Raw genomic sequence first — 25897 nt, 5'->3', positions numbered from 1 at the left:
GCTTTTAGTAATGAGAATCATTATCATTATAATGTACTTTGTTAGAGCACTAAACTGCTTCTGAAAAAGTATGACATTGCTCACATTGCTTCCAATGTTTGCCAGACTAGCATCGCTAAGCTGGCTTTTTTATTTTTGGGTGATTCATAACTATTTTATTTTCAAGTACTAGTTATTTGCTAATTCATTGTTGATGTCAAATAAAATGAGTAATGCTGCGCTGCCGCCAAACTCTTTGGGTGCTTGGTGAAAACACATAATGCGAGGGTGTTGTGCAAGCCACATTGGCGTTTGTTTTTTTAAGATATTCTTTCCATGTCCATACATGATACATGCGCAATGAGCTCTTTCACGTAAACATGCGGCGATAAGCGCTGCAATCTCTTTTTTAGCTTCTTGCTGAGTGAGTCCATGTAAATCTAAAAAAAACTCTGGCTCATAAAATCCTCGTCGTAATTTTTTTACTTCATAGGGATCGGCATTTTCTCGACTATAGCTGATAGGATCTTGTTGCAATAGAGGTTGATAATTATCGGAAAAATAAAACTCAGCATGCGTTTTTTCATGCTGTAGTTTTTGTTTTTCCATTATTTTTTTGGAGCGTTTCACCGGTTTATGAATAACCGTATCTTGTTTTAGCTTTTTGGTGTTACCAATACTATTTTGAAACAAGTTTATGTCATCTTGGTCTAAATTAAATTTATTTGGCATTAATTTTCACTCTGGGTAAACTTTTTCTTTAAATTCACACAAATCTTCTATAACACAAGAACCGCATCTAGGCTTTCTGGCAATGCAGGTATAACGACCGTGTAATATTAGCCAATGGTGGCAATTTATTTTATATTCTTTCGGTACGACCTCCAGCAATTTTTCTTCAACTGCTTCGACAGTTTTACCTGGTGCAAAACCTGTACGGTTACTTACTCTAAATATATGCGTATCAACAGCAATGGTCGGCCACCCGAACGCCGTATTTAACACAACATTGGCTGTTTTACGACCCACTCCCGGTAACTCAATAAGTGAATCAAAATTTTCTGGTACTTCGCCTTGATATTTATCAACTAAAATTTGACATGTTTTTATAATGTTTTCAGCTTTACTATTGTAAAGCCCAATGGTACGAATATAAATTTTTAATTGATCAACGCCAAGTGCTAAAATTTGTTGTGCTGTATTGGCTACAGCAAAAAGCGGTTTTGTTGCTTTGTTGACACTTACATCGGTTGCTTGAGCCGATAGAACAACAGCAATAAGTAATTCAAATGGCGTTTGGTATATAAGCTCGGTGGTTGGATCTTTAATATGATCTTTTAGCCTGTCTAAAATTTGAATTCGAGTTGATTGTTTCACAAAATAATTAATATCCCCAAATAGTTTGTTTGATATTATATACTGTATTTGCAGTTTATCTGTAAGTTAAATTTAGTTTTTATAGACGTTTTAGTTTTGGCTATCAATGATATATGTAGATTGTAATTTTACCAAATAACAATCTTATCTAATTTGTATTCACTCAAATACATAAATCGTCTGCTTTTTAGCATGGGCTTTTTGTGATAAGCTAGCCCACTATTTTTAATTTCATAATACAAGGTTTGTTATAAAAATGTCGTTACCAATGATTGTCACCTTTGCTGTGTACATTTTAGGGATGATTGCGATTGGTTTTTTTGCGTTTCGTGCAACGCAAAACTTTGGTGATTATATTCTAGGTGGACGCCGTATTGGTAGTGTTGTCACAGCACTTTCAGCGGGTGCTTCAGACATGAGTGGTTGGTTATTAATGGGACTACCTGGCGCGGTTTTCTTGTTTGGTATATCACAAAGTTGGATTGCCATTGGTTTGATAATTGGCGCGTATCTCAATTGGTTACTGATTGCTGGAAGGTTGCGTGTTTTTACCGAAATCAACCATAATTCTTTAACATTACCCGATTATTTTGCTCGTCGATTTGATGATAAAAGTTCTTTACTTCGCATTATTTCTGCGGTGATTATTCTTATCTTTTTTACTATTTATTGTGCATCCGGTGTGGTTGCTGGCGCAAAATTATTCGAAAGTACATTTGGTATGAGTTATGGTTGGGCAATGCTTGCAGGTGCTGGTGCAACAATTGCTTATACTTTTATTGGTGGTTTTTTAGCTGTAAGCTGGACTGATACTATTCAAGCAAGTTTAATGATGTTTGCACTTATTTTAACCCCTATTATGGTTATGGTGAATGCTGGGGGCTTTTCTGATGCAATGGCATATATTCAATCGCTTAATCCTAATTACACCAATTTATTTGCTCACATGGATTTGATCGCCATTATTTCATTGTTAGGTTGGGGACTTGGTTATTTTGGTCAACCACATATTTTAGCCAGATTTATGGCAGCTGATTCCCATGAAGTGATGAAAAATGCACGTCGAATTAGTATGACTTGGATGATTTTATGTTTAGCTGGAGCCATTACGGTTGGCTTTTTTGGTATTGCTTTTTTCTCTAATCATCCAGAATTTGTCTATTTGGTTAATAACGGCAAACATGAACGCATTTTTATTGAGCTTTCAAAGTTATTATTTAATCCTTGGATTGCTGGTGTATTGCTTGCAGCTATATTAGCGGCAGTAATGAGCACATTAAGTTGCCAACTATTAGTCTGTTCAAGCGCTATAACGGAAGATTTCTACCGCGCCTTTTTTAGACCAAAAGCAAAACAAAAAGAACTTGTTTGGGTTGGGCGTATAATGGTGTTATTAGTTTCAGTTATTGCGATTTTATTAGCCATTAATCCAAATAATAGCGTACTTGATTTAGTTAGCCATGCTTGGGCTGGATTTGGTGCAGCGTTTGGTCCAATTATTGTTTTTTCGGTATTTTGGTCACGTATGACACGTAATGGCGCATTAGCAGGTATGATAATTGGTGCTGTAACCGTATTGCTTTGGATTAATTTTAATTGGTTTAATCTATACTCTCTCATTCCTGGGTTTTTATTTGCTTCAATTGCGATTGTCGTGTTTAGCTTATGTGATAAAAAACCTAATGAAATAGTGGAAGATCATTTTAAACAAGCGTATAAACGTTATCATAATAAAACAGTATAAATTTCATTAAAGTAGAATATAAACGTAATAAAATTTAATAGGTAAAATATATGACGAAAAATGTGATCAAACAACTGCAAGAGCGTGGACTGATTGCGCAGCTTACTGATGAAAAAGCACTAATAGAACAAATTGAACAAAATCCTATTGCGCTTTATTGTGGTTTTGATCCAACAGCCGATAGCTTGCATCTTGGACATTTGGTACCGTTGCTTTGTTTAAAGCGCTTTCAATTAGCTGGACATAAACCTGTAGCTTTAGTCGGTGGAGCAACAGGATTAATTGGTGATCCAAGTTTTAAAGCCGTTGAGCGAAAACTCAATACTGAAGAGACAGTTGTTGAGTGGAGTGAAAAAATTAAACAACAAGTTTCACCATTTTTAGATTTTAATTGTGGTGAAAATGCGGCAATTGTTGCCAATAACTACGATTGGTTTAGTGGTATGAATGTGCTGACATTTTTACGTGATGTTGGTAAGTATTTCTCGGTTAATGCGATGATTAATAAAGAATCAGTTAAGCAACGTATTGATCGTGACGAGGTAGGGATCTCATTTACTGAGTTTTCTTATAGTTTATTACAGTCGTATGATTTTGCTTGTTTGAATAAATCGCATGACGTTGTTTTACAAATAGGTGGATCTGATCAGTGGGGAAATATTACCGCTGGTATAGATTTGACTCGCCGCTTACATCAAAAACAGGTTTATGGTCTGACCGTGCCATTAATTACTAAATCAGATGGGACTAAATTTGGTAAAACTGAAAGTGGTGCAGTATGGCTGGATCCTAAAAAGACAAGTCCGTATAAGTTTTATCAATTCTGGATTAATACTGCAGATGCGGATGTTTATCGATTCTTAAAATTCTTTACATTTATGCCGTTAAATGAAATTGACGCATTGGAAGAAGAAGATAAAAATAGTGGTGTTGCACCAAGAGCTCAATATGTACTTGCGGAACAAGTTACTCGTCTAGTTCATGGTGAGGATGGACTCATTGCTGCAAAACGTATTACAGAAAGCTTATTTTCTGGTAAGTTGACGGATTTGTCTGAAGCTGATTTTGAGCAGCTAGCCCAAGATGGTATGCCAACGTTAGTTGTTGAAAGTGAAGTTGATTTACAGCAAGTAATCGTTAATGCGCAGTTTGCACCGTCAAGAGGTCAAGCAAGAACGATGATTGAATCTAATGCCATTTCAATTAATGGTGAACGCAATACAACAACAGATTACCGTTTTTCGGATAGTGATAAGCTTTTTAATCGTTATACTTTGCTTCGTCGTGGTAAAAAATATTATTGCTTATTAATTTGGAGCTAATTTCATGAAAAATATTTTATCGATTCAGTCTCATGTTGTATTTGGTCATGCAGGAAATAGTGCTGCTGAATTTCCTATGCGTCGATTAGGGGTAAATGTTTGGCCTTTAAATACTGTGCAATTTTCTAATCATACTCAATATCGCCAATGGACTGGAACGGTAATGTCAGCATCTCATTTAACTGAGATTGCTGATGGAATTCATGAAATTGATGAACTAAAACGTTGTGATGCGGTATTAAGTGGCTATATGGGATCTCCTGAGCAAGGCAATGCTATTATTGAGATTGTTAAAAAAGTAAAATCGGTTAATCCTAATGCTATTTATTTTTGCGATCCTGTAATGGGGCATCCTGAAAAAGGTTGCTTTGTTGCCCCAGGTGTATCAGAGTTTTTATGCAATACTGCGCTGCCTATGGCAGATATGATGGCACCAAATATTTTGGAGCTTGAAGAGCTAAATGGTAAACAACGTGTCAATAATGTTGAAGAAGCTATTCTAGCTTGTCGAGAATTATGTAAAAAAGGACCTAAAGCGATTTTAGTTAAACATTTAAGCCGAGCTGGATATAAAATTGATCGCTTTGAAATGTTACTTGTGACTAAAGATGATGCATGGCATATTGATCGCCCATTAGTTGATTTTGGCGTAAGACAACCTGTTGGTGTTGGTGATATGACAAGTGGATTATTTTTAGCTAATATTTTACTTGGAAAATCATTGGTTGAAGCCCTAGAACATACTACTTCGGCGGTGTATGCGGTTATGCTTGAAACCTTAAAACAAGATGAATATGAATTACAATTAGTTGCAGCTCAACATGAAATTGAAAAACCAACACAATGGTTTAATGCAAAAAAAATTGATTCATTGTAAAATTGTGTGAGAATGAAATTAACTAGCGTTTAGTATTAAATTTATGAGGGGATAATGGACAATATTTCATTAGGAGTGATGCTTGCTGATTTACGAGAAGAAATGGGATTAACTCAGGATGATGTTGCCAATAAAATTCATGTTCGTAAAACTGTGATTGACGATATCGAAAAAAATCAGTTGCCTCATGCCCCTCTTGTTTTTGTAAAAGGTTATATTCGTTCTTATGCAGAAATTGTCGGCTTATCAGCTGATCAGTATCAACCTCATATCGATGAATTAACCAAACAATCTAAGTCACAACAAAAAAAAATTCAACCGCACACGTTTATAACAAAAAAACAAGGAAAGGCACCATTTATCTTAATCGGTATATTTATTCTTCTTTGTGCGCTTGGTATAACTTTATACTATGTTAATAAGGACGATAAAAATAATCTTATTGAAGTAAGTCATTATATTTCTCCATCCCCTATTACCCGTGTTAATAGTTAGCAAATTTTCTTATTCTCATACAGACATTTGCCTTAAATCTTGTTAAGATTGCGGGCTAGTTATTTTGTAATATGGTTAAGTGTGTATGAGTCATCAGGAGTCGCCCATCGTTAGACGAGAATCTACCCGAATTTATGTCGGCAATGTTCCTATTGGTGGCGGAGCCCCAATAACTGTTCAATCGATGACAAATACTCGTACTACTGATGTCGAAAAAACGGTAGCTCAAATTCAAGCACTTGAACGTGTTGGAGTGGATATTGTGCGTGTTTCTATTCCAACAATGGATGCGGCCGAAGCGTTTAAATTGATTAAACAACAAGCTAAAGTTCCACTGATTGCTGATATTCATTTTGATTATCGTATTGCTTTAAAAGTTGCTGAATATGGCGTTGATTGTTTAAGAATTAACCCCGGCAATATAGGCAATGAGTCAAGAATTCGTGCCGTTGTCGATTGTGCGAAAGATAAAAACATCCCAATACGTATTGGGGTGAATTCGGGATCGCTTGAGAAAGATATTCAAGAAAAATATGGTGAACCTACTCCAAAAGCGATTGTTGAATCAGCGATGCGTCATGTTGATATACTTGACAGGCTTAATTTTGATCAGTTTAAAGTTAGTGTAAAAGCATCTGATGTGTTTACTGCGGTTGATGCTTATCGTTTATTAGCTAAACAAATTAAGCAGCCATTGCATTTGGGCATAACTGAGGCGGGTGGAGTGCGCAGTGGTGCAATTAAATCGGCCATTGGATTAGGATTATTGCTATCGGAAGGGATTGGCGATACACTCCGCGTATCCCTAGCTGCCGATCCTACTGAAGAAGTTAAAGTTGGATTTGATATCTTAAAATCACTGCGTATACGGTCTCGTGGTATTAATTTTATTGCTTGTCCAACTTGCTCCCGTCAAGAGTTTGATGTGATTAATACCGTCAATGCATTAGAGCAGCGATTAGAAGATATTATTACACCAATGGATGTGTCAATTATTGGTTGTGTGGTTAACGGTCCGGGCGAAGCGTTAGCTTCAACCATGGGAGTTGCTGGCGGTCATAACAAAAGTGGTTTTTATGAAGATGGTGTGCGTATTGGCCGTATTGATAATGAAAAAATGATTGATGAATTAGAAGCTAAAATTCGGGCTAAAGCATTAATATTGAAAAACAGAATTACAGCAACTGAATTATAATTTTATTAGATAGCGAATAAATAAATGACAGAGAGAAAGATCCAATCTATACGAGGAATGAATGATTTACTCCCAACAGATAGTGCAAGTTGGCAACAGATTGAAAACATTGTTAAAGGTGTATTAAACAGTTATGGCTATAACGAAATTAGAACGCCCATTGTTGAAGACACTGCACTATTTAAGCGAGCAGTCGGTGAAGTGACCGATATTGTTGAAAAAGAGATGTACACATTCAATGACCGTAATGATGAAAGTATTACTTTACGTCCAGAAATTACCGCAGGTTGTGTCCGTGCTGGCATTGAACATGGTCTTTTTTACAATCAAGAACAACGCCTTTGGTATCTAGGGCCTGCTTTCCGTTATGAAAAACCGCAAAAAGGGCGCTATCGCCAATTTCATCAATTTGGTGTTGAAGTCTTTGGGCTTGAAGGACCAAATATTGATGCTGAACTTATCCTTTTAACTGCACGTTTCTGGAAAGCTTTGGGTATCGAACAGCATACCTCTCTTGAGCTAAATTCAATAGGTTCGATTGAAGCTAGAGCCAATTATCGAAATGCATTAGTTGCTTTTCTTGAACAACATAAAGATAAATTGGATGAAGACTGCTTACGTAGAATGTATACTAACCCATTAAGAGTACTTGACTCAAAAAATCCACTTGTGCAAGAGCTACTCAATCAAGCACCAAAATTGTTCGATTATTTAGATGAAGAATCTAAACAGCACTTTGAGGGGTTATGTCGCTTATTGGATAACGCTGGAGTAAAATACAATATTAATCAAAGATTAGTCCGTGGTTTAGATTACTATAATCGTACGGTTTTTGAATGGGTAACCAGTAGTTTAGGTGCGCAGGGTACCGTGTGTGGTGGTGGTCGTTATGATGGGCTTGTAAGCCAACTAGGTGGACAACCAACACCAGCAGTGGGTTTTGCAATGGGCGTTGAGCGTTTAGTGTTATTAGTTCAAGCCGTTAATCCATCGTTTAATCGCGATAATTTGATTGATGTGTATATGATATCTTCTGGTGATGAAAGAACAATTTCAGCAGCACAACGTATTGCAGAGCAGTTGCGCGATGGCTTACCGGATTGGCGAATCATGACAAATTACGGTAGTAGTAATTTTAAGAAACAATTTGCCAAAGCCGATAAGTTAGGTGCTAAAATAGCAGTCATTATTGGTGAAAATGAATTAGCTAATCAGTCAGTAATGATTAAAAATTTACAAACAGGCGAACAAGTTGAAGTTGCACAAAAAGAAGTTGTTCAAACTTGCTTGTCGATTAAGTAAAGTAATAGGAGAAAAACGTGAGTCATCAGTTATCAAGTGAAGAACAACTTGAAGATATAAAAGGCTTTTTTGCTAAAACGTGGAAAATTATGGTTGCGATTCTTGTAATCGGGCTATTGGCCTTTTACGGCTGGCGCTATTGGCAATCATATAAAGCTGAAAAGGCGATTGAATCGTCAGATAAGTATGAACAGTTAATAGCTCAATTAGATGATAATAAACCAGATTCTGTCAATGAATTAATCGCTTTTGCTAAAGACAACGATACTATTTATAGTGTGTTTGCTAATTTACGTGCTGCAAAATTTTATGTTGAAGTATTAAAAGATTATTCTGGTGCGCAAACATTATTAGTCGATGCATTAAAGAAAACCGATTCAGAGCCAGTCAAAGCAATTACCAATATTCGTATAGCGCGTTTACAGTACCAACAAGGTCAATATCAAGATAGTTTAACATCGCTAAGCCATGTGACTAGCGAAAGCTGGGGACCTGTAATTAATGATCTTCGTGGTGATGTGTTAGTTAAAATGACTCTTTATGCTGATGCAGTGAGCGCTTATAACGTTGCTTTAACTGCTAATCCAACCAAAGATTTAGAAGAAAACATTAAAATGAAGTTGAATCAAGCTGAATATTTAAAAGCAAAGCAACAAGCAGAACAAGAAGCTCAGGCAAAAAAAACTGCAACGGAAGAAAGTAAAAATTAATTTATCCTGCTATAAGGAGCTATACAATGAAGTTATCAAAATATCTTTTTACTGGTGTTTTTATGTTTTCACTTGCTGGGTGCTCTTTATTCGGTGGGGAAGAAGAGATTGTTCAAATTTCACCTTCACCAGCAGTGAATAATCAATTTCCTATTCAACAAGTATGGCGAAATAGCACTGCTGGTAATACTCATATTTATTCATTATTAGGTCCGATCAATTATGATAATGCTATTTATGTTGCAAGTCGTAGTGGACAAGTTAAAGCAATTGATTTAGTAAGTGGTCATACTTTATGGGATGTAAATTTATCGCAAAGTACGCTTTTTAGCAGTAAAACGGCACTATTTTCAGGTGGTGTAAGTGCTGATGATAAATATGTTTACGTAGGTAGTGAACGCGCTGTTGTGTATGCGTTAGATCGTAACAATGGTAAAGTGGTGTGGGAAAAAACCGTAAAAGGTGAAGTGCTTGCTCGCCCAGTACCTTCTGAAGACAAATTGATAATTCACACTGCAAATGGCATTCTTCAAGGTCTTAATCGTGATACAGGTGATTATTTGTGGGATGTTTCTTTCGACGTTCCCGCACTGTCGCTAAGAGGCAACTCTACACCGACTATCGCTCATGGTGCAGCTATTGTTGGCGATGATAATGGTCGAGTAAATGCTTACTTTATTAATGATGGCCAATTAATTTGGCAGCAACGTATTTCACAGCCATCAGGCTCTACTGAAATTGCAAAATTAAACGATGTTGATTCAACCCCTATAGTTGAAGGTAATTTAGTTTATTCCGTTGGTTATAATGGCAGTTTAGTTGCGCTTGATTTGAGTAATGGTCAAACTGTTTGGCGTAAAGGACTTGGTTCTACTCATAGCTTTGCGGTTGATACTAATCGATTATTTGTTGTTGACCAAAATGACAATGTTCAAGCTATTGCCAAGAATGGTGGCGGTGAGCTTTGGACGCAATCAAATCTTACACATCGTCAGTTAACCGATCCTGTTATCTACCAAAATTATGTGGTATTTGGTGATTTTGAAGGTTACCTATATTGGTTAAATGCTGACAATGGAGAGCTTGCAGCTAAGACTCAAGTGAGCAGTAGTGGATTAATATCGAAACCAATTGTTGTGGACAATAAATTAATTGTTCAAGCCAAAAATGGTGATATTTACGCTTTTACAAAAAATTAAAGTAATTTAGAGAAGAAACATGGTACCTGTAGTAGCACTTGTTGGTCGTCCAAATGTTGGAAAGTCGACTTTATTTAATCGGTTAACGCGAACCCGAGATGCCTTAGTGGCTGACTTTCCTGGATTAACTCGTGATCGCAAATATGGACGAGCAGAAATCAAGGGCCATGAATATATATTGATTGATACTGGCGGTATTGATGGATCTGAAGATGGGGTTGAAAGTTTTATGGCTGAGCAATCCCTGCAAGCAATAGAAGAAGCTGATATTGTTCTTTTCTTGGTTGATGCCAGAGCTGGTACCATGCCTGCCGATCATGCTATTGCTAAGCATTTACGCTCTCGTCAAAAAGCCACTTTTTTAGTGGCTAATAAAATTGATGGTATTGATGCGGATACTGCAATTTCTGATTTTTACGGATTAGGATTGGGCGAAATTCATCCCATTGCAGCTAGCCATGGTCGAGGCGTAAGCTCGTTAATTGAAACGGTATTAGATCCTATTTTTCAGTTTGATAATAACGAAGAAAGTTATTTTGAGAATAAAGAACAATTTGAGGACTTAACTGAATCTTGCGATGATTTTGTCGATGAAACACAATCCCTTATTAATCAACCCATCAAAGTTGCTATTGTTGGTCGTCCAAATGTAGGTAAGTCAACACTAACTAATCGAATTTTAGGTGAAGAACGAGTCGTTGTATATGATATGCCAGGCACCACGCGTGATAGCATCTATATACCAATGACACGTGATGAACGTGAGTATATCTTGATTGATACCGCTGGTGTTCGTAAGCGAGGAAAAGTCACCGAAACCGTTGAAAAATTTTCTGTCATTAAAACCTTACAAGCCATTGAAGATGCTAATGTTGTCATTTTAGTTATAGATGCCCGTGAAGGTATATCCGATCAAGACTTATCATTACTAGGTTTTATTATTAATAGTGGGCGCTCACTTGTTATAGCAGTTAATAAATGGGATGGTTTATCACAAGATATCAAAGAGCAAGTGAAAACAACACTAGATGATAGGTTAGACTTTATTGATTTTGCTCGTGTACATTTTATTTCTGCCTTGCATGGTAGTGGTGTCGGTAACTTATTTGACTCCATTCAAGAAGCGTATGATTGTGCAACGCGCCGTGTCAACACTGCCTTATTGACTAAGATTATGCAAATGGCACAAGACGATCATCAACCACCTTTGGTGCGAGGACGCCGCGTTAAATTAAAATATGCGCACGCAGGTGGTTATAATCCACCCATTGTCGTTATTCATGGTAATCAAGTTGAAGATTTACCAGATTCCTATAAGCGTTACTTGATGAACTATTTTAGACGCTCGCTAAAAATTATGGGTTCACCAATTCGAATTCAGTTTAAAGAAGGAACAAACCCATTTGAAGGGAGAAAAAATAGTTTAACCGCATCACAGCAACGCAAACGTCGTCGATTGATGAAACATGTTAGAGGTCGAAAATAATTTATGTCTCAAAAGAAGGTGGTTGATGGTGGACAAGAAGGTCTTTGCCCAAAGTGTCATCATAAAATGAGTATTGTTTCGCCTCAATATTTTAATTGTCTTCATTGCAAGCAACATTATTTTGAACAATATATTTGCCCGACTTGTCTGCAAAAAGTGCAGATGATTAAGGGCTGCGGGTCGGTGAACTATATTTGCCCAACTGATGGTTTAATCTCCAGCAGTAAGGTGATATTTCATTATTTACCAGAATAGAAGATATTATCTATATTAAAGCCATAAGAGGTTATTTTATGCGAATTATTTTATTAGGCGCACCAGGAGCAGGAAAGGGAACCCAAGCACAATTTATTATGCAAAAATATGGAATTCCCCAAATTTCAACTGGTGATATGTTGCGTGCAGCAGTAAAAGCGGGTACAGCGCTTGGTTTGCAAGCAAAAGAATTAATGGATGCAGGTAAATTGGTTACTGATGAACTTGTTATTGCATTAGTGAAAGAGCGTATTGCGCAAAGCGATTGTGCTAATGGCTTTTTATTAGATGGCTTTCCTCGTACTGTTCCTCAGGCTGATGCTATGAAAGCAGCTGGTATTAATGTTGATTATGTGCTTGAATTCGATGTACCAGACGCTGTCATTATTGATCGTATGAGTGGGCGCCGTATTCATGCTGCTTCAGGTCGTGTTTATCATATTCGTCATAATCCACCGAAAGTTGAAAATGTGGATGATGTGACAGGTGAACCATTAACCACTCGTAAAGATGATAGTGAAGATATTGTGCGTAAACGCCTTGTCGAATATCACGATTTAACTAAACCACTGATCAATTATTATCAGCATGAAGCAAAAGAAGGGCGTACACACTATTTCCGTGTAGATGGGACGCAGCCTGTTGCCGAAGTAACAAAAGAATTAGCTAAAATTTTAGGATAATTGGTTATCTATACAAAGCGCAAGGTAGTGTTAACTATCTTGCGCTTTTTATTTCAAATAGATTAATATTGCTGCTTATATAGCGATCAACTAAAAGCTGAGCCACGATAAACATCGCCTAAACACCTTCAGAAAACGCACTAATTTTATTCGATTTTTTTCAAGTCATTTTTGTTTTAGCAGGGATAGATACTTCAGAAAAAATATTTAGGTAGAATGTTGATTTTATTTTTTATGAAAAGCCTTATCTATAACAGTAAGGCTCTATTTTTAGCAAAAAAGTAAAGTATTATAAAACCATTCTTACAATATCGATTTCGCCTAATTCTCTATAAAGATTTTCGATCTGATCAATATGCGTGGCATTAATAGTAATTGAAACTGAATGATAATTGCCTTTACTGCTCGGTTTGATTGATGGCGTATAATCACCCGGAGCATGACGTTGAATGACTGATACCACTTTGTCAACAAGTTCAGGTTTGGCTTCGCCCATTACTTTGTAAGTAAAAGAACATGGGAACTCTAATAATTCATTTAATTTTGTTGGTTGCATAATCTTATTTTTCTCAGTTAATAGGTTCAATGTATTGGTATCAAGAATGATTACTATATATAGGCTGTTTATGACTCTTCAAGTAACGAATAATAAACATTGCTTTTTAAAGTATATATTTTGAGCTATGATAAGAAAATTCTAACATAGTGAAATAAGCGTTTTTACTATTTACCAATAAGGCTAAAACAATATGTCATCTAAATCCAAAAATAAAGAACCTTTTGGCACATTATTAGGTTATGCACCGGGCGGGGTTGCTATTTATTCTTCTGATTATGAAACATTAGATCGAAATCAATACCCGAATGATGGATCATTTCGTAGCTATTGTGGCTATGAGTATATGGGATATAAATGGCAATGCGTTGAATTTGCAAGGCGTTTTTTATTCTTAAATTACGGTATCGTTTTTACTGATGTAGGAATGGCGCACGAAATTTTTTCACTACGTTTTTTAAGGCAAGTTGTTAACGAGGCGATTTTACCTTTGCAAGCATTTGCTAATGGTAGCAAAAAAATGCCAGAAGCAGGCTCTTTGTTGGTATGGGATGATGGTGGTGTATTTGACAGAACAGGCCATATAGCTATTATCACTGAAGTATTTGAAGACAAAGTCCGAGTTGCTGAACAAAATGTAATACATACCCGTTTACCCATTGGACAGCAATGGACACGTGAACTTAAAATGACAGTGTCTAGTGAAGGTTATCATTTACATGATACGTTCGATGACACGAAAATTTTAGGTTGGATGATTCAAACTGATAAGACAGAGTATAGTTTACCTCAACCTAAAATTCCTCAGCCTTTACTTCAAATTCATAGTGCCCATATTAAAAACGAAGGTCAATTTGATAAAAAATGGTTAGATGAATCAGATCCATTAGAACATGCGTATGTATTAGCGGCAGGTCATGCGATTAGCCATGATGATCATTATCGTTATTTCACTATTTCAGAAAGTGCTGAGCAAGAATTAATTCGGGCTACCAATGAATTACATTTAATGTATTTACATGCCACCGACAAGGTATTAAAGGATGACAATCTATTACTTAATTTTAATATTCCTGAAATATTATGGCCAAGATTAAGACTTTCGTGGCAACAACGTCGTTATCAAATGATTACAGGACGATTAGATTTTTGTATGGATGAACGTGGCTTTAAAGTCTATGAATATAATGCCGATTCGGCCTCTTGTCATACCGAAGCAGGGAAAATATTAGCAAACTGGGCGACACAAGCAAGAATCAGTGTAGGAACAAATCCGAGTGAGGGTTTACTTAATGCTTTGGCTAATTGCTGGAAGCATAGTGATGCGCAAGCATTTGTACATATTATGCGTGATGATGATAGTGAAGAAAATTATCACGCTTTATTTATGCAAAAAGCTATGACTTTGGCTGGAATAGATAGCAAAATTTTACGCGGACTAAGTGGACTGAGATGGGATAAACGTGGACGGTTAGTGGACGATGAAGATCGCCAAGTCACTTGTGTTTGGAAAACATGGGCTTGGGAAACTGTTTTAGAACAGCTTCGACAAGAAAGTGAAGCACAAGTTGCAGGTTTGCCGATTCGTACTTGGCATCCTGATAATACCGTAAGATTAATTGATGTGCTTTTACGGCCTGAAGTATCTGTTTTTGAACCTTTATGGACCGTTATTCCAAGTAATAAGGCGATTTTGCCGGTATTGTGGTCATTATTCCCTAACCATCGTTATTTATTAGAATCGACTTTTGAACTCAACGATAACTTAATAAAAAAAGGTTATGCGATTAAACCTATTGCAGGGCGAAGGGGCAGTAATATTGAATTGGTGAACAGTAAAGAGCAAATACTCGATAAAACACTTGGCAAATTTGCTAAACAAGAAAATATTTATCAAGAGTTATGGTGTTTACCTAAAGTTGATGAAAGGTATTTGCAGTTATGTACTTTTACGGTTGGTGGCCATTATGGTGGTACTTGTTTACGTTCAGATCCTACATTAGTGATAAAAGGCGAAAGCGATATGCAACCATTACGCGTATTAACAGATCAAGATTTTTTAAAATAATTTTGTAAAAAACTTTCAGAAAAGTATGCGTTTCAGTATAAATTTGTAACAGGCTAGCAGAGTTATAATTAACTTGAAAAATTTTATAAACCAAATGGTTATAAATTTTTATGTATGGTTTATATAAAGCGTTTTATTAGTAGTGGAACTTATCAAAAATATGAATAAAAATTCATAATATCCATAATGATATCAATTACAATGATAGTGTTTTCTGTTAAACTTATTTTTGTTGCGTACAAATGCTGAGAAATAAAATAATAGAAAGAAATAGAAAGGAACATATGGCAAATACATTACTTCGAAGCGGTGATATCAAAGACTTTAAAATGCTAGGGCATGATGGTAAAGCCGCTTATTTAGTTGCAGCTCAAATCCGTGAAATGTTTAGAGTTAAATTAGGTAAACAATATGCTGATTATTTAGCTATTCCACAACGCAATGATCACGGCAATATTATCGATTGGTATATTCCTTTTGATTCAAATCAGCCTGATGGGCAATATGATATTGTTCCTTGGACTTCAGCTAGTGAATCTGAGCAACAGTCAGCGCTGGCTTTACTGAAAGAATTTGAACATAAAGTGATGAATTTTGGCAAACAACTAGCCAGTAATCCTAATTTAGAAGGTGATCAACTGCTTTTTAGCCGTCTTATTTATGATCCCAAAAATAATGTTGATAGTGCCGAACCTAATTTGATGGCAATACGTTTTCCAAGTAATCAATTTGTTTATATTGTTAACGGTAAACCGGTGATTACTTTCTGGGGATTTGTGTATCCGCACACCTCTCAAGGCAATTCTCCATTCTATAGTTTAGAATCGGTAGCAAAAGTTGCACAAGCAGCTGCCGTTACTTCTGCCACGCCTATTGATAATAAACCATGGTGGAAGCGTTGGTGGATATGGTTGCTGGGATTATTACCGTTATTGTTGCTTTTATTAGCCTTGTTTTTGCTACGCGGTTGTTGGTTAAAACCTGAGATATCGATTAATCCGAATGTATCTTTAGATAATAACAATATTAGTCAACCTGAAAAGGATGACAAGCAGGATAAAAAAGCGACAGAACCAGAATTAAAAACTGAACCAAGAGGTGTGGTTGTTGATAATCGGTTAGGTGTCACGGGTAATGCTATACCAAATGGTACCATTTTAGACAATACAACCAATACCCCGACTAATGCCGATGTAGCAAATGATTCGGTTGATCATTCTGTAGCACCAGATAATGCAAATGAGGGGAATAATACTTCAAATCCAGATGCGCAAGATAATAAAAATGATCAAGTGACTCCGCCTGATATAGGTAAAACAGATGATAAAGATGAAAAATCAACACCTATCGATCCCGATAAAGAAGATAATACAGATGTTCAAAATAGACAAGACAAAGATAGCGCTGACCAAACTTCTTCGCCATTAGATAAAGATAATAAAGCAGATCCTAACGCTGGAGTTGATCAAACAAATAATTTAGCTTTACCAGCAGATGCAATCAAGCAAGGAACCACAAAATTCTTAGATGGACAATGGTCTGTCAATGGTGGCATTCAAGACAAAGCCACAGGTAAACCATTGCAATTAAGTTATAACTTTAAAGATGGTAATGGCGAAGTTACTATAACGCGTAGTGACGGTGTGAAATGTACGGGTAATGTTGGCACTGATATTAAAAATGCTAATTTAGGTATAGCAGGTAATACAGAGGCTGTTTGTAGTGATAACACCAAATATCAATTACCCAAAATTCAATGCACACCAGGCAAAGATAATAAAGCCAATTGCCAAGGAATTTATAATAATGGGACTTCATTCCCAATAACGATGAAAAAACAATAAAGGTTGTATATGCTTCCAGAATTACGCAATTATGGTCAAGAAGTGACACTGATTATGAATAGTGGCATTCAGTTTCTTGATTTTGCACTTAAAATCGATTGGAAAGATAATCGATGGCGCAGTAAAGTTAATGGGGCTTTTATTGACCCATCAGAAAGTGGTGCACTTATCAGGTTGATTGAAGATGTGGAAAGTGGTCAATTTTTCACACCTGATAATCCAACATTTGCTGTCAAACCAACACAAGAAATTAGTGTTGATCAGTCGTTAAAATTATATGATGGTATTTGGTTACCTGTGCCTGTTTTGCGTTCAATACCGCCAGAACGCTTTGATCAAGGGCCGCATAATTGGAGCCGAGTTCGAATTGTTAGTATTCCTGAAGGTGAAGATCCTGATGGCAATACACATCGAATTACGTTTGCTTTTGATACAAAAGTATTCGCTAACTTACAAGATGTGGCTTACCTTGCTCCAACCGAAAATGATGTGATGACTGGCGCAGTTTTTAGTTTAGCGCATCGTTCAGATCATGTTTCATGGTATTTAGAGCTTAAATGGATAACCAGTTGGTTAATTGATCTCTTTCAAGAGCTGGCGCCACAATCTGAGCGGTTAAAGATCCATAAAGATGATCTTAATCAAGAAATTAAAAGCAAATCTTATTATGGACACTACCTAAATATCATCCATTTACTTGCCGATTCATTGCAATTACCGACAATTAAAATTGTGTCAAACAATAAAGATGATGTGGTGAAATCAATTCCTGTAGATATGATTTTAGATGTGGGTAATTCACGCACTTGTGGGATTCTAATTGAAGATCATGCTCAAGATAAAGATAGTTTAAATCATCGTTATGAGCTTGAAATCCGTGATTTAACACAACCTGAGCATATCTATAACGAACCGTTTGAAAGCCGAGTAGAATTTGCCCAAACTTTTTTTGGCAAGGAACATTTTTCTTTGCAAAGTGGACGACGCGATACTTTTCGTTGGCCAAGTATTGTCCGTGTTGGTCAAGAAGCAAGCCGACTTGCCAGCCGGCGTGAAGGCAATGAAGGCGCAACGGGACTTTCAAGCCCAAAACGTTATTTGTGGGATCAAGATAAATATGAACAAGGATGGCGTTTTAACTCTCATTATGTAAAAAGTGATCATGAACCATTTGCAACAGCAGAACCTTTTTCTAGTTTAATTAATGAATATGGTGAAGCGTTGCATATTCTTAGCAATGATATTCAAGACGAGTATGATCGCAAAATGCCGGTTTTCCACCCAAAATACTCTCGTAGCTCCTTGATGACGTTTATGTTATGTGAAGTATTAATGCATGCATTAATGCAAATGAATAGTGTCGCTCAGCGTAATAAACTAGAGCATGCGAAAACACCACGTAATTTACGTTCAATCATTTTAACGATTCCGCCAGCCATGCCAAAACCCGAACAAGCAATATTTAAAAGTTGCGTATATCAAGCCATCGGTTTGGTTTGGAAAAGCCTTGGTTGGGATAGTTCAGATGACAATATTGATTTCAATAATCCTGAGCAATTAAAAAGCGTTTGGCCAAATATTCCTGAAGTTTATATCCAATGGGATGAAGCGACTTGTGGCCAAGTTGTGTATCTTTTTAACGAAACACAAAATAATTATAATGGGCGATGCGAAGAGTTTATTGCATCAATGATCCGTCCGGATAAAACCAATAAGCAAAAGTTAACTATTGCAACGGTTGATATTGGTGGTGGTACAACCGATTTAGTGATTAACGATTATCAATTAGACTACGGCGTTAGCGGGCAAGCCAATAGCAGTAATGCCTATATTGTGCCAACACAGCGTTTTCGTGATGGATTCAAAGTGGCGGGTGATGATATTTTACTTGATATTATCCAAGATACCGTTATAACAGCTTTAACAAATGGTTTGAAACAAGCTGGAATTACTGATCCTAATCCTATTTTGTCCATAACGATTGGTTCTCAGCAACTATCAATTCAAGATGCGGTATTGCGCCAGCAACTTACCTTACAGCTATTTATACCAGTTGGGTTACAAATATTAAAAGCATATGAACTTTATGACCCATTACACGCAGAGCAACATGTCTATTGTTCTACTTTCGGTGAATTATTACAACACAATATGATGACCGATAACGTGCTTAATTTTATTAATGAACCGATTAAGCGCGCATTAAATAATCCTGATTTTTCAGTACTTGACTTAAGTATTGAGATTAACCTTAAACGTATTCATTATTTGTTTATTCGGGGCGATTATTACAATATTTGTAAAACGTTTGATGCGTTATCAGAGATTATTAGTTGTTATCAGTGTGATGTTCTTTTGTTAACTGGTCGTCCTTCGCGTTTACCGGGGATTCAAAGTTATTTCCGATCACGCTTATCCATGCCTGCAGGTCGAATTTTGCCTTTGCATGGTTATTATACTGGTGGTTGGTATCCTTTCCATAAACAAGAACGAATTGATGATCCTAAAACAACGGCAGCCGTGGGGGCGATGCTGTGCTTTTTAAGCAAGAATTTACGATTACCTAATTTCTATTTTAGATCCTCTAATATAGATTTATATTCAACCGTTAAGTACATTGGACTTTTAGATAATCTTAATATGATTAAAAAAGAAAATGTCTATTACCAAGATATTGATCTGGATAATCCTGATTATGATTTTCCTAATCTCTCATTTGAAATACGAGGCACCACAAGACTTGGTTTTAGGCAACTTGAAGTTGACCGTTGGCCAGCATCGCCTATCTATATTTTAACGATTGAAAGCAGTGAAGTGGCTAAGCGATTAAGCGCTGAAGGCGTCGTGCTAGAAGTAACTTTAGGCATAAAAAATAAACAAAAAATGGTCGAAAATTTTTATATTAAAGAGGTAAAAGCCTCAGATGGTCGAGCCTGTAATAAAAATCAGGATATTAAACTAAGTTTAAACACCATGGTTAACTCGGGGTTAATAAGTACGCAATATTGGCTTGATAGTGGAATGATAAAACGATGAAAAACTTAAACGAACAACTGCCTAAATCTTGGGATCAGGTCTATCAAGCATCTGCAAAGGCCATTGAGTGGGTGAATCAAACACGCCATTCATCTAAACGTTTAAATAGCGAAGCGGATAACTTAATTTTGGATTTGCGGCGGTTACGTAACAGCGCAAAACGATTGGGAGATGTATCAAAGAAATCTGTTGCAGTTGGTTTTTTTGGATTATCACAGGCAGGTAAATCTTATTTAATTTCAGCACTTGCAGCTGGTGAAAATGGTAAGCTTGAAACGGTTGTCGATAATGAAGTGTTAGATTTTATTGACCATGTTAATCCCGTGGGTAGTGGCAAAGAGGCGACGGGGCTTGTTACTCGCTTTAGCCGCATTGCCAAAGGTGGCATACCTAACTATCCGTTAGAGTTAAAATTGTTTAAAGAGATCGAAATTGTCAAAATCTTGATAAATGCTTATTTTAAAGATTTTGATCAGCAAAAAGTATCTAATAAAATCGAGTTTGCACCGTTAAATCAGACAATCCAACGCTTGGAAAATCAGAAACAAACTAATTATGTCGGTGGTGTTAGCGAGGATGATATTGTTGATCTTTACGATTATTTATCTGAAAACTTTGGTAACTCACTTGAAGAATTAAAAGGCGGATATTGGGAAAAAGTAACGTACCTTATTCCTTATTTATCAGTAGTAGAGCGTGGCGAGCTGTTTTCTGTCTTATGGGGGGGAATTACTGAACTGACGATAATTTACACTCAATTAGCCACCACATTATCAAGTTTACACCATGCTGAAACTGTGTATGCGCCGCTTTCAGTATTAGTGAAAGATAATAATGGCACCAAGTCGCAAATTGACAGTATTATGAATGTCGATATTCTTGAGCGATTAAATACCGACAAAGATTCATCGATTACTATAACGCCGTTAAATAGTGAACCAACATCAATATCTTTAGCGCAATTGGCTTTTTTAACCGCCGAATTAATTTTCCCATTAGTCAATAAAACCAGAGTGCCAACTTTTGAAAATGTGGATTTACTTGATTTTCCTGGATATCGAGGGCGTTTAAATTTGATATCGATTTCAGATGTGAAAGAAGGCAACCCTATTGCTCAGCTTTTATTACGGGGTAAAGTTGCTTATCTTTTTGAAAAATATACTGATAGCCAAGAAATGAACGTGCTAGTTGTTTGCACGCCGTCAGATAAACAATCTGATGTTAATGATGTTGGTCCAGTACTTGAGCGTTGGATCGATAAAACCCAAGGTGAAACAGCTGAAAAAAGAGCAACGAAAAAAGCGGGGTTATTATGGGCAATCACCATGTTTGATAAACGTATTGGCACCTCATTAACTCTATCAGAAGACAATCTTAAAAATAGCTGGGGTAAAGGTGGGTTACTTCAGCAAACTATTTTAGAACGCTTTGGTAGTTACGATTGGTTAAGTAACTGGTCTAACGAACATAAATTTAATAATGTCTTTCTTGTCCGCAAACCAGGATTTGATGTACCGTTTTTAAATGTCGAGCCGAACACTTGCCAAGAGCAATCTTATAATGAAAATTATCAAGATAAAATGAATGTATTAAGAAATACATTTGTGCAAAATAGTGATATCAAACAGTATGTGTTCCAGCCAGAAGAAGCATGGGATGCCATGTTAAAACTCAATGATGGTGGTATAGGGCGAATTAGCCAATACTTAGAACAAGTTGCTATTACTGAAGTCAAACAGCAACGAATTGTTGAACAGCTTAATGAAAAAATTGAATATATTATTAATATGCGTTTTGATACTTGGTATCAAGCGGACAATGATGAAGAACTAGCCAAGAAAAAACAAATCATTGCTGATGTTGTTAAAGAGTTACAGAGCAAAGCACTATTATTAGGTGAGCTACTTAAAGCGTTTGAATTGCCAGATCAAACCATTAGAGCGCTTTATCATTCCAATACTGTAGAAAATGAAACGCAGCAAGCAGGTAATGATAATGTGTTAGATAACTTATCTAATGATTTTGGTTTAACTGCTGATTTTGAACTATTTTCTGATGTGAGTTCATCACCAACCACCAAACAAGTCGCTATATTATCGAATGAATCTAAGTTTGCAAAAACGGTTTTCTCGGCATGGTTAGAGCATTTAAGAAATATTGTGCTAGATAAGCATATCTTGCAGTTTTTCGGTATCAATCAAAAATCGCTCTCTTTTATGGTAGAAGAATTGATTACTGCTGCGAATCGAATGAAACTTGAAGCAAGTTTAAGCGAACGCATTTTGAATAATGAAAACACAGGTAGTAAACGTGATGATCTAGAGTCTAGACAAGTCAGTACTATTCATACTTTACTGGCAGACTTTATTGCTTGGCTTGGTTTTATTCAAGGGCAAGCAAGTGATATACCAATGAGCAAAGTTAATCAGGGGAAACCAATATTTTCTTCACCACTAAGCGAATTTAATGTGCAATCATCGCATTTATTACCAAAACTGGACGATAACACTAAAAATTATTCTCAGTATGCAATATTTGATTGGTTTATTGCGTTTGCTATGCTTGCGCAAGAAAATGTAGGGCATCATGCAGGACGCGAAATTAGCCAAGAACAAAATAGCCGATTGGGTGAAATTCTTGCTTTTTTTAAGCAATCGCGGATTAATTAAAATTAAATAACAACATATTGAATAAATAACAAAGTATAGTAGGAAAGTCTTTTTGAGCGAAAAGAGCTTTTCCAATTAATAGCTCAGATAAACAATACTCACATATTCGAGTATAAAAATAGAGGATATCATGGCATTAAGAATAGAATTAGATGGTTATAAACCCGGTATTGCGAAGTTTTTAGCTCAAAAATGGAGTGGTAGTTCTGAAATTGATATGCTTATACAACGAAATCAAGATGGTTATTATTTATTAGGTCTAAATCAATGGAGCCCTGAAAAAAATTGGCACGCCGTTGAAAATATGTCTGTTGATAATGAACAATTAACCGGACAAATTGGTGAATGGTTGATTGACTCTTTATTATCACAAGAAAGCCAGATTCGATTTCTTATACAAATTCGTGATAAGCAAAATGAGAATTATGTTGATGGGGGGGTTGTGAGTATTGCTGATTCGGTTCTTGCATCAACAGCATTAAACTTGCAAGCTGCACTACCCAATGACGAACAAACTATAGCGCAGCCGGATCCTGTTAGTGATTCTATTATTGAAGATCAAACACCATTAATTGAAGAATCTAGCCTTGGCGCTGAAAATGAAACGTTTGCCGAATCCATCGAACCAGAAATCATACCAGAAGAGCCAGTTAAATCGAGAAGTCGCCTAGGGTTAATTATGACTATTATTATCGGTTGTATGGTGCTAATTGGACTTGGTATGGCTGCATGGTATTTATTATTTTACAAAAATCAATCACAACCAACACCGCCAACTCCAGCAGTGCAAATTAGTGGTCAATGTAATTTGAACAACGCCTCTACTGATGATTTAACCTTTATTCAACAATGTTTACAGACCAAGCCAGAGACAGATGCCATTATTCAGATCATTACTGAGGCTAAAAAAAATGAAAAATGTAATATTGCTCAGCGGTTATATGCAAATCAGGCTCAAACTAATCCTAAAATTGCGATGTTATATGCAAAAGAGTATGACGAAAAATATTATGAAGCAAATAATTGCTTTAAAGCAGATAAAGAAACGGCTATTTATTGGTATGAAACGTCTTTGACTAACGATGCAAATAATACGTTCGTTAAAGATCGTTTAACTGAATTACAAAAATAGTGAGGATCAAGAATGAATAAGCTAGCTATCTCGAAACTCATTGTCACACTAGGTCTAACATGCCTGCCTTTGATAGGGTTTGCAACAGAGCCACTTAAACAGGCTGGAAAAACAACCCTATACCAACGAGTATTAAGTACCCCAACGTGTGAATTAAAAAACAATATTACCGATGCTACAGGCAAATCCTTGCCTGCATTTTCCCGTTATTATGTTTATGAACGCAAAAATGACAATAATCAAGAGTGGCTTAGTGTTGGTCCTGATTCTTATGGAAAAACCATTGGTTGGATTAATAATTCATGTGCGATTGCTTGGAATATGCAAATGACATTGGTTTTTACAAATCCAGTTGATCGTGATCCTTTGCTCTTTTTTAAAGATAAAGCCACATTAACGGCGATTATTGATGCAGACAAGCCTGAAGCTTTATTAAAACCTATTCGTGACGCATTAAAAGCAAATAAACCCGCTTTAGAAGTGGTGGCTCAAGAACCTAAAGAGTTCGTTGATTTTAAAAGTAATTTCTATTTATTACCTATTTTACAAGGTGAAGAAGTGATGAATGGGCAAGGGTTTTATGAGCGAGTGTTAGAAGTTGCCTCAGTCAGTAAACAAGAATCATTGATAAAAAATAACACAAAATCAACAACGACTGATGATAGTGCTAACCAAGTAGCCCCTTTTAAAGCCGCCATAGTGTTTGTTATTGACTCGACTATTTCTATGGATCCTTATATTTCAAGAACTAAGGAGGCAGTAGCGCGAGTTTATCAACATATTGAAAAAGAAAATTTGCAAAATCAAGTTAAGTTTGGATTGGTTTCATTTCGGTCAAGTTTAAAGGCTTCCGATAAGCTTGAATTTGTGAGCAAAATTTTTGCGGATCCCAATAAAGTTAAAGATAAAGAAGACTTTAAACAACTGAGTTCTTCGCTTAAACAAGCTTCTGTTTCTACCTCGTATTTTGCCGAAGATTCCTATGCGGGTATCGCTCAAGCATTAAATGATATTAATTGGAATAGCTTTGGGGCGCGTTATATGATTTTGATAACCGATGCGAGTGCAATTCCTGGTGATGATAAACTCTCTAGTACTGGTATGGATGCGGCGCAGTTAAGACTTGAAGCTCAGCATAAAGGTGTTGCGATTTATGCATTACATTTAAAAACGCCAAGTGGTGCAAAAGATCATCAAATTGCGGCAGAACAATATTCGGACTTAACGTATAACGATTTTATTCATAAATCACTTTATTACCCAGTGAATGCAGGTGATGTAAATGAGTTTGGTCAAAAAGTTGATTTGCTAGCAAAAGCATTGTCTGAACAAGTTAAACTTGCTTATAAAGGTGAAGCTTCTGTTGGTAATGCCATCAATGCAAAAGATGATAATTCAGACATGTTAAAAGATGCATTGCTACTAAGCAAGGCAATGCAACTGGCTTATTTGGGAGATGTTAAAGGCACTCAAGCTCCGTCAGTTTTTAAAGCATGGATTGCCGATAAAGATTTTGTCAAACCGACTATTCCAACAGCAGAGCCACGTATATTATTAACAAAATCGCAACTAAGTGATTTGAGCGATGTGGTTAGCAAAATTGCTAATGCGGCTAATGATGGATTGATTTCTGCCGATGATATGTTCTCTCAACTTCGTTCTGTTGCGGCTGCAATGGGGCAAGATCCAAGTAAATTAAAATCTGATTCCGTCACAAAAATTGCTGACTTAGGTTTGCTGGGTGAATATTTAGATAATATCCCTTATAAAAGCGATGTCACTGGACTTGATCAAGATACATGGAAAAGTATGAGTGGGCTTGAACAAGAAAAATTTATCCGTAATTTAAACAGTAAGATTCGCTATTATCAAAAATGTAATGCGGATGTCGATCGTTGGATTTCATTAGCTGACGGTAGTGATCCTCGCGAAAATGTTTATCCTATACCATTAGAAATGTTGCCGTAA

20 protein-coding genes are annotated in these 25897 nt (G+C 36.4%); 17 read left to right on the top strand and 3 right to left on the bottom strand.

Going from position 1 to position 25897, the window contains the following annotated elements:
* Positions 1-168 precede the first annotated feature (168 nt).
* Together smrB and nth are read right to left on the bottom strand one after the other, a co-directional pair.
* A complete protein-coding gene (gene smrB / locus ACYIAM_RS01510) occupies positions 169-711 on the bottom strand; it encodes an endonuclease SmrB (protein WP_483747006.1) in 543 nt (180 codons plus the stop codon).
* Between the two features lie 6 nt (positions 712-717).
* Complete coding sequence (gene nth / locus ACYIAM_RS01505) at positions 718-1356, bottom strand: endonuclease III (RefSeq protein WP_483747005.1); 639 nt, start codon at positions 1354-1356, stop codon at positions 718-720.
* 250 nt (positions 1357-1606) lie between these two features.
* On the opposite strand from nth, the gene putP reads away from it, so the two are divergent.
* The 11 genes from putP (at position 1607) to adk (ending at position 12624) form a co-directional block, all read left to right on the top strand.
* Entirely contained in the window at positions 1607-3100 is a 1494-nt protein-coding gene (gene putP, locus ACYIAM_RS01500; RefSeq protein WP_483747080.1) for a sodium/proline symporter PutP, read from the top strand.
* A gap of 50 nt (positions 3101-3150) precedes the next feature.
* Positions 3151-4422, top strand: coding sequence for a tyrosine--tRNA ligase (gene tyrS / locus ACYIAM_RS01495; protein WP_483747004.1), 1272 nt, complete (start codon positions 3151-3153; stop codon positions 4420-4422).
* Between the two features lie 4 nt (positions 4423-4426).
* A complete protein-coding gene (gene pdxY / locus ACYIAM_RS01490; protein ID WP_174797693.1) occupies positions 4427-5299 on the top strand; it encodes a pyridoxal kinase PdxY in 873 nt (290 codons plus the stop codon).
* Between the two features lie 54 nt (positions 5300-5353).
* Positions 5354-5794 (top strand): helix-turn-helix domain-containing protein, encoded by a 441-nt coding sequence (locus ACYIAM_RS01485; protein WP_483747003.1) that lies wholly within the window; start codon positions 5354-5356, stop codon positions 5792-5794.
* Between the two features lie 85 nt (positions 5795-5879).
* Positions 5880-6989, top strand: a complete 1110-nt coding sequence (gene ispG / locus ACYIAM_RS01480; RefSeq protein ID WP_483747002.1) for a flavodoxin-dependent (E)-4-hydroxy-3-methylbut-2-enyl-diphosphate synthase — start codon at positions 5880-5882, stop codon at positions 6987-6989.
* Between the two features lie 24 nt (positions 6990-7013).
* Positions 7014-8291, top strand: a complete 1278-nt coding sequence (gene hisS, locus ACYIAM_RS01475) for a histidine--tRNA ligase (RefSeq protein ID WP_483747001.1) — start codon at positions 7014-7016, stop codon at positions 8289-8291.
* A gap of 17 nt (positions 8292-8308) precedes the next feature.
* Positions 8309-9001 carry a YfgM family protein gene (locus tag ACYIAM_RS01470; RefSeq protein ID WP_483747000.1) on the top strand — a complete coding sequence of 231 codons (693 nt, stop codon included), beginning with the start codon at positions 8309-8311 and terminating at the stop codon, positions 8999-9001.
* Positions 9002-9027: 26 nt separating this feature from the next.
* Positions 9028-10200 carry an outer membrane protein assembly factor BamB gene (gene bamB / locus ACYIAM_RS01465; RefSeq protein ID WP_483746999.1) on the top strand — a complete coding sequence of 391 codons (1173 nt, stop codon included), beginning with the start codon at positions 9028-9030 and terminating at the stop codon, positions 10198-10200.
* Positions 10201-10219: 19 nt separating this feature from the next.
* Positions 10220-11686, top strand: coding sequence for a ribosome biogenesis GTPase Der (der, locus tag ACYIAM_RS01460; protein WP_483746998.1), 1467 nt, complete (start codon positions 10220-10222; stop codon positions 11684-11686).
* A 3-nt stretch (positions 11687-11689) separates the two neighbouring features.
* Positions 11690-11941: a YfgJ family double zinc ribbon protein gene (locus tag ACYIAM_RS01455; RefSeq protein ID WP_174797686.1), complete on the top strand. Its 252-nt coding sequence runs from the start codon at positions 11690-11692 to the stop codon at positions 11939-11941.
* Positions 11942-11979: 38 nt separating this feature from the next.
* Positions 11980-12624 carry an adenylate kinase gene (adk, locus tag ACYIAM_RS01450; protein ID WP_483746997.1) on the top strand — a complete coding sequence of 215 codons (645 nt, stop codon included), beginning with the start codon at positions 11980-11982 and terminating at the stop codon, positions 12622-12624.
* A gap of 289 nt (positions 12625-12913) precedes the next feature.
* Here adk and ybeD read toward each other — a convergent pair whose 3' ends face one another.
* Positions 12914-13180 (bottom strand): DUF493 family protein YbeD, encoded by a 267-nt coding sequence (ybeD, locus tag ACYIAM_RS01445; RefSeq protein WP_174797684.1) that lies wholly within the window; start codon positions 13178-13180, stop codon positions 12914-12916.
* 193 nt (positions 13181-13373) lie between these two features.
* Here ybeD and gss point away from each other — a divergent pair, with 193 nt between their 5' ends.
* The 6 genes from gss (at position 13374) to ACYIAM_RS01415 (ending at position 25897) form a co-directional block, all read left to right on the top strand.
* On the top strand, positions 13374-15248 hold the full coding sequence (gene gss, locus ACYIAM_RS01440) for a bifunctional glutathionylspermidine amidase/synthase (RefSeq protein WP_174797683.1): 1875 nt from the start codon (positions 13374-13376) through the stop codon (positions 15246-15248).
* Positions 15249-15532: 284 nt separating this feature from the next.
* The gene (locus ACYIAM_RS01435; protein ID WP_483746996.1) at positions 15533-17092 is read left to right on the top strand and encodes an SrfA family protein; all 1560 of its coding nucleotides are present in this window, start codon (positions 15533-15535) and stop codon (positions 17090-17092) included.
* A 9-nt stretch (positions 17093-17101) separates the two neighbouring features.
* Positions 17102-20128, top strand: coding sequence for a virulence factor SrfB (locus ACYIAM_RS01430; protein ID WP_174797681.1), 3027 nt, complete (start codon positions 17102-17104; stop codon positions 20126-20128).
* Complete coding sequence (locus ACYIAM_RS01425) at positions 20125-22797, top strand: putative virulence factor (protein WP_174797680.1); 2673 nt, start codon at positions 20125-20127, stop codon at positions 22795-22797. The genes ACYIAM_RS01430 and ACYIAM_RS01425 overlap by 4 nt, the downstream gene beginning before the upstream one ends.
* A 130-nt stretch (positions 22798-22927) precedes the next feature.
* Positions 22928-23929, top strand: a complete 1002-nt coding sequence (locus ACYIAM_RS01420) for a hypothetical protein (protein ID WP_483746995.1) — start codon at positions 22928-22930, stop codon at positions 23927-23929.
* A gap of 12 nt (positions 23930-23941) precedes the next feature.
* On the top strand, positions 23942-25897 hold the full coding sequence (locus ACYIAM_RS01415; protein WP_483746994.1) for a vWA domain-containing protein: 1956 nt from the start codon (positions 23942-23944) through the stop codon (positions 25895-25897).

Source organism: Gilliamella sp. X-60 (assembly GCF_057063585.1).
The sequence above is the reverse complement of the archived record's forward strand: the minus strand, read 5'-3'. Positions and strand labels throughout refer to the sequence as shown.